Origin of the sequence: Bacteroides sp. RTP31139st1_H2_RTP31139_211217, from assembly GCF_040227615.1 — a bacterium.
In the GTDB taxonomy this organism is placed as follows: Bacteria; Bacteroidota; Bacteroidia; order Bacteroidales; family Bacteroidaceae; genus Bacteroides; species Bacteroides uniformis.
The window spans coordinates 1-6,996 of the sequence record NZ_JBCNZM010000206.1 but is presented as its reverse complement, the minus strand read 5'-3'; the positions used below and the strand labels follow the sequence as shown (position 1 = coordinate 6,996).

4 protein-coding genes and 1 pseudogene are annotated in these 6,996 nt (G+C 46.7%); 3 read left to right on the top strand and 2 right to left on the bottom strand.

Annotated elements, in window-relative coordinates; genetic code table 11:
* Positions 1–2,236 (bottom strand): annotated as a pseudogene (locus ABUA47_RS21785) (bifunctional dihydroorotate dehydrogenase B NAD binding subunit/NADPH-dependent glutamate synthase); the annotation flags it as partial.
* 196 nt (positions 2,237–2,432) lie between these two features.
* Here ABUA47_RS21785 and ABUA47_RS21780 point away from each other — a divergent pair.
* From ABUA47_RS21780 to ABUA47_RS21770, 3 genes are read left to right on the top strand one after another with little or no spacing between them, the layout of a single operon-like run.
* The gene (locus tag ABUA47_RS21780; RefSeq protein WP_005835473.1) at positions 2,433–4,568 is read left to right on the top strand and encodes a TonB-dependent receptor domain-containing protein; all 2,136 of its coding nucleotides are present in this window, start codon (positions 2,433–2,435) and stop codon (positions 4,566–4,568) included.
* A 5-nt stretch (positions 4,569–4,573) separates the two neighbouring features.
* Positions 4,574–5,587 (top strand): sensor histidine kinase, encoded by a 1,014-nt coding sequence (locus ABUA47_RS21775; protein ID WP_005828900.1) that lies wholly within the window; start codon positions 4,574–4,576, stop codon positions 5,585–5,587.
* Position 5,588: 1 nt separating this feature from the next.
* Positions 5,589–6,290, top strand: coding sequence for a LytR/AlgR family response regulator transcription factor (locus ABUA47_RS21770; protein ID WP_005828898.1), 702 nt, complete (start codon positions 5,589–5,591; stop codon positions 6,288–6,290).
* A 147-nt stretch (positions 6,291–6,437) separates the two neighbouring features.
* Here ABUA47_RS21770 and ABUA47_RS21765 read toward each other — a convergent pair.
* The coding region (locus ABUA47_RS21765) for an aminoacyl--tRNA ligase-related protein (RefSeq protein ID WP_349832038.1) at positions 6,438–6,996 on the bottom strand (559 nt) is incomplete at its 5' end.

Genomic DNA, 6,996 nt, shown 5'->3' with positions numbered 1-6,996 from the left:
CGGTGGCACCTCCGCGGACAATGTCGCCTCCGGCAAAGATGGTCGGGATGGACGACTGCATGTTATCATTGACGGCAATCGTTCCCTTCCGGCCCAATTCCAATCCCTTGATGGAGCTTGGGACAATCGGGTTGGGAGATACACCTACGCTGACGATGGCAAGGTCGATGTCGATGGTTTCCGTGGCTCCGGGGATGGGTACGGGACTGCGGCGTCCGCTGGCATCCGGTTCACCCAGTTCCATTTTCTGAAGCACCACTTGTTTCACTTTTCCTTGTTCGTCGGCAATGTATTCGATTGGGTTGTGGAGGGTCAGGAATTCTACACCTTCTTCCTTGGCATGTTTCACCTCCTCGATACGTGCCGGCATTTCTTCTTCCGAACGACGGTAGATAATCATGGCACGCTCTGCACCGAGACGGCGTGCGGTACGTACGGAGTCCATAGCTGTATTTCCACCACCTATCACGGCTACGCATTTGCCGAAAGGAACCGGAGTATCGGAGTCTTCACTGGCGGCATCCATCAGATTGACACGGGTCAGGTATTCATTGGACGAGAGGATATTGATGGAGTTCTCGCCGGGGATATTCATAAAGTTGGGCAGTCCTGCTCCGGAAGCTACGAATATGCCCTTGAATCCTTCCTCTTCCAGTTGTTCCACGCTGAGCGTCTTACCGATAATGCAGTCCTTGACGAATTCCACTCCCATTTTGGCAAGGTTGTCAATCTCCACATCCACCACTTTGTTGGGCAGGCGGAACTCCGGAATGCCGTATTTCAATACACCGCCAATCTCATGCAGTGCTTCGAAAACGGTAACGTCATAGCCATACTTTGCCATATCTCCGGCAAACGACAGACCGGCGGGACCCGAACCAATGACGGCAACTTTGATGCCGTTCTTTTCCTTGATTTCCGGTACGGAGATTTGCCCGCTCTCCCGTTCCTAATCGGCGGCAAAGCGTTCCAGATAACCGATAGCTACCGGCTTCTCGTTCATCTTCAGGTGTATACATTTGGATTCACACTGCTTTTCCTGCGGACAGACGCGACCGCAGACGGCAGGCAGTGCACTGGTTTCTTTCAGTGTCTTGGCCGCTTCGAGGAATTCTCCGCGCTCAATGTTCTTGATGAAGCGGGGGATGTCGATACCTACGGGACAGCCTTCCGTGCAGCCCGGATTAGCACAGTCCAGGCAACGCTTGGCTTCGGTCAGTGCCTGCTCTTCCGTTAAGCCCTGATTGACTTCCTCCTTGCGGCTGTGCGAACGATATTCCGCATCGAGTTCGTTCATCTCTACACGTGGAATGGCAGTCCGTTCTTTGGCTTTCATGGATTTGCGTAACTCCTGACGCCATGCAGCATTACGGCTTTTCTCATCTTCCATGTTTTCACCGGTAGCTTGGCAGGTCTGAGGTTCTTCCAGCTTGTGCATCTCCTCGCGTTCGATGTTTTTAAAAGCGCCCATACGCTTCAGCATCTCGTCGAAGTCCACTTGATGTCCGTCGAACTCAGGGCCGTCCACACATACAAATTTGGTCTTTCCTCCGATGGTGATTCGGCAGGCGCCACACATGCCGGTACCGTCAACCATAATCGTATTCAGGGATACATCCGTGGGGATTTCGTATTTCTTTGTCAGCAAACAAACAAATTTCATCATGATGGCGGGGCCGATGGCGAAACACTTGTTCACCTTCTCGCGCTTGATGACTTCTTCTACGCCTTCCGTCACCAGACCTTTTCGTCCGTAGGAACCGTCGTCGGTCATGATAATGACTTCGTCGGAGCTTTCGCGCATCTCCTTTTCAAGGATGATCAGTTCTTTGGTACGTCCTGCCAGTACGGTGATGACGCGGTTGCCGGCAGCTTTCAGCGCTTGCACGATAGGGAGCATGGGAGCTACGCCTACACCACCTCCGGCACAGACCACAGTACCGAAGTTGTCAATGTGCGTAGCTTGTCCCAACGGGCCGACAACATCCGTAATATAATCGCCTTCGTTCAGTTCGCAAAGACGGGTAGAGGAGAGCCCGACTTCCTGAACCACCAGTGTGATGGTTCCCTTTACCGGGTCGGCTTCCGCAATGGTAAGCGGCATACGTTCGCCTTTTTCGCCCACACGTACAATGACAAAGTGCCCTGCCTTACGTGATTTGGCAATCAATGGTGCTTCAATGACTAACTTAAAGACCTTTTCAGAAAAGTGTTCTTTGCTAATGATTTTATTCATTATCTAATAATTTTGTTGGTGTAATTACGCAATTACTGTCAGATTGATAGATTTTGCAAAGATAGGGGTTATTTGGTAATATCAAAAGAAGAATAGGGTAAAACTGCATGTTGTCACTGGATAACATTCCTTTGTCACTATAATTTGTTCACTTTCTACAGCCTGCCTACTTTTGAAATAAAAAATGAGGAAGAGTATGTATCGAAATGTTTTTTTAGGGGCAATTTTATTGAGTATGCCTTTGGTGGTTTGGTCGCAGCAGGATACGATTGCCGACCAGCGTTTGGAAGAAATTATGGTAACTGCTAAACTCCCGTTGGTAGAAATATCTGCCGGTAAAACAAGTTACCGGATGGATGCGTCAGTCACTCAAAGTACGGGAAGTCTTTATGATGTTCTTGCTTCCCTGCCGGGAGTCGTGATAGATTCCAATGGTAATATCTTGCTGAACGGACAAAGCGGTGCGACGATTCTGATGGATGGCAAGCCTACTTATCTTTCGGGAGATGAATTGATGAGTCTGTTGAAATCTACTCCTGCAACTAATGCTGATAAGATAGACTTGATAACCCAGCCTTCCGCACGCCACGATGCGGCGGGAAGCTCCGGGTTGATTGATATCCGTACAAGAAAAATCAGACTGCGCGGTGTGAATCTGGCCTTGAACGGCAATGGCAGTCTTGGACGGACGGGTAGCGGTTATGGAGGTGCCTCCATGAATATCCGGGAGAATAAGTTCAATCTTTATTTGAACTATTCGTATTATCAGGGGAAGGATGTCATAGACTTGTTTATCGACCGTGCGTTCGAACGGGATGGAGGAAGGATGATGCAGGACTCTTACCGGAAGCGTAGGAATTATTCGCACTATTTTCGTACCGGATGTGATTATTATCTCAATGAGCGGACAGTTTGGGGAGTCTCATTGGGTGGAAACTTTTCCCGGCAAAGGGAAAATGCAGGCATGTTTACGGAAATCCGAGAAACCGGAGTTGCGGGAAATACTTACAGCCATGCGGAGCAAAACCGGAATAATGTTTCTGCCGGAACCAGTATGGTGCACAAGCTGAAAAGAGAAGGGGGAGAACTCAGCGCTTCTTTTGATTATTTCCATTACTACCGTGTTGGAAACCAGTTGATGGATAGTTTTAAGCCCGATACATTGAAAGGGGATATGAAGGGAAATACCGACTTATATGTCGGACAGATAGATGCGGTTTATCCATTGAGTGAGGTTTGGAAGTTACAGGCCGGAGTCAAAACCTCATTTGTTACGATAGACAATACGGCAGGTTATATGCGTCCGTCGGTTTCCGGCTGGCTGCCGGACGGGGCACTTGGTTCCCGATTCGTATATGATGAGAATATCAATGCCTCTTATCTACAAGTCGGCTATGAGAAAGACCGCTTGAAAATCTCAGCGGGTCTAAGGTTGGAACATACCCATGTACACGGGGATTTTGGAGGAAATACACAACAGAAAGACTCTTCGTTTACAACGAATTACTTCCATTTGTTTCCTACTATTGCTTTGCAATACGGTTTGACTTCGGAACATCTGTTTCAGCTTTCGTATGGCAGGCGTATTACCCGCCCCAATTATGGTGATTTGAATCCTTTTACCTATATATTTGATGACTATACCCATGAAGGGGGAAATACGAAGCTGCATCCTTCTTTCTCTGATAATATAGAGTTGGGGTATGTGTATCGTGACTGGTTTCAGACAGTGCTCTTTTTCTCGCATACAGATGATGCTATCATGAAGAGCTATCGCGAACAGGAGGGGCGGCGTATCTATGTAATGCCCCAGAATCTGTCTTCCTATGTACAGACGGGTATGCGTGTACATGCCGCCAACCTCTCACCTGTTTCTTTTTGGAAGGTGAATCTGACCGCTATCGGTATTTATAATAATTATGGTTGGACGGAGCAAGGGCAGAAAATGAAAAACCGTATGTTTACCCCGATATTCGGCTGCATGAACCAGTTTGCTTTCACTTCCGTATGGTCGGCCGAACTTTCGGCAAATTATAATGGACGAATGGCCTACGGACAAGCCACAGTACATCCGGCGCTGGAAGTGAATGTCGGCATCCAAAAGAAGATGTTCCGTAACAGATGCACCGTTACCTTGTTTGCCAAGGATGTATTCAACACCAATTATCAAAAAGTAGATATTCAATCTCCCGGTGTGCAGGCGTTTGTTGACGAACGGCACAACAAACGTGTGCTGGGTATTGCTTTCGCCTGGCGTTTTCAAAAAGGCAGCGAGACAAAAGAAAGCAGAAGGAAAAAAGAAATAGATGAAACAAAAAGAGTAAATTTGTAACTGTTATGGGCAGACTGTGGAACAAGTGGCTGGTGCCGGCATTATTTGCCGTGATTCTTTTTCTGTGTATTCGTGTGGCGAATGATATTCCGAAACATGAATACTATTGGGAAAGTAATGAGTGGAATTTCATGCTGAAGGATATGCTTGTGGTACTCTTCATGTCTTATCCTATCTTTTTTCTATTGAAGTATTGGCTTCGTTTGTGCCGGAAGCGGAAGTTGGTATGGTGGCAGGAATACGGGGTAGTTGTCCTGACGGTTCCCGTCTGGTGTCTTCTGACGATGTGGGTCATCCGCTTTTTGATGGGGGTAAGTCTTGATTTATACGATGTGCCTGTTCCGGCCATAGTCAGTATGTTGCTTGGCGGCTTCTTTTATATATTCTTGCGTAATCAGATGATACAGAAGGAAAATGAAGCTCAACGCCTGCAGTTGGAGAAGATAAAAAATGACCAGCTCCAGACAGAACTGAAATTCCTTAAAGCGCAATATCATCCACACTTTCTTTTTAATGTACTCAATACGGTTTATTTTCAGATAGATGAGAATAATGAGGCTCCGCGGCATACTCTTGAGCAATTGTCCGATTTGCTTCGTTACCAATTATACAATGATGGGGAGAAAGTGCAAGTCCGTGTGGAAGTGGAATATCTGAAACAATACATCAGCCTATGTAAACTTCGTGCTACGAAGCGGCTGCAGTTGCAGGTGCATTTCGATGAAATGGAGGCGCAGGTTGAGATTTATCCATTGTTGTTTGTACCGTTGGTGGAGAATGCTTTCAAATATGTGGGAGGGAACTATTTTATAGCTATGGATATGTGTCTGAAAGAAGGCAAGTTGTGTTTTAGTATTGAAAATTCTATACCGGAACCATTAGTGCACCAGAAAGGAAAACATGGAATCGGCATAGAAAATCTGAGGCGCAGGCTGGAGCTGCTATATCCGGAGCGTCATACGCTGGACATAAATAGAGGAGATACTTTGTTTAGAGTAAAACTTGTGATAGAATTATAGGATGAAACAGGTAAAATGTGTAATAACCGATGACGAGCCTACTGCATGTGAAGGATTGCAACGCTATGTGGAAAAGGTGGATTTCCTTTCTTTAATGGGTGTATGTGAAGATACTATGCAGTTGAACACTCTTTTGCAGACTGAGCAGCCGGACTTGTTGTTTCTGGATATTGAAATGCCTTATCTTTCGGGGCTTGAACTCTTGGCATCTCTTGCCCATCCGCCTCATGTGATTATCACTTCCGCTTATGAGCAGTATGCATTGAAAGGTTATGAACTTGATGTTACGGACTATCTGTTGAAACCGATTTCGTTTGACCGGTTCCTGAAAGCGGTGAATAAAGTACATGGTCTTTTGCAGCAGGAGAAATGGCCGGATGAAGCTAATAATTTTATATTTGTCCGTTCAGACCGTCAGATGCATAAGGTGTTGTTTAAGGATATTCTGGTGGTGGAGGGGCTGGAAAATTACGTCTGTATTTATACGGAAAGCACAAAGCTGCTTGTACGTTCTACCATGAAGCGTATGATAGAGGCTCTTCCTGGTGGAGTATTTCAGCAAGTCCATAAATCATATCTGATAAATTTGGAAAAGATTGAGATGATAGATGGCAATCGGATTATAGTTGGGAGGCATACTGTTCCGGTGGCACGTAATTTCCGCGAGGAGGTGTTTGCACGTATTTTGAAGAATACTTTGTAGTTGCGCAGGAGAAGCTTGTCATGATAAAACTCCGGGCACGAATTACATGGATTTCACGTTTTTTGCTAACCGCAACTGTGAAATTCATGTAATTCGTGCCCGAAAGAAAGTGTCAAAGGCGTATTGCTGCACGTGACTATTATGGCCTTAGTCTATTATTTCAAATCCCGTATACGGAACCAATGCCTTTGGTATGCGGATTCCTTCTGGAGTCTGGTTGTTTTCCAGCAAGGCGGCAACGATGCGTGGCAGAGCGAGTGCGGAACCGTTCAGCGTATGGCAAAGCTCTGTTTTCTTTTCTGCCGTACGGTAGCGGCATTTCAGACGGTTGGCTTGATAAGTGTCAAAATTAGAGACGGAACTTACTTCCAGCCAGCGTTTCTGTGCTTCGGAATACACCTCAAAGTCAAAACAGAGGGCAGCCGTGAAGCTCATATCGCCACCGCAAAGGCGCAGGATGCGGTAGGGGAGTTCCAGCTTTTGAAGCAAACCTTCTACGTGGTCCAACATCTCCTGGTGGGATTGTTTGCTGTGTTCCGGTTTGTCGATGCGTACCAGTTCCACTTTGGAGAATTCGTGCAGGCGGTTCAAGCCACGTACGTCTTTCCCGTATGAACCGGCTTCACGGCGGAAACATTGTGTGTATGCACAGTTCTTGATGGGCAACTGCTTTTCGTCCAGAATCACATCACGGTAGATGTTGGTT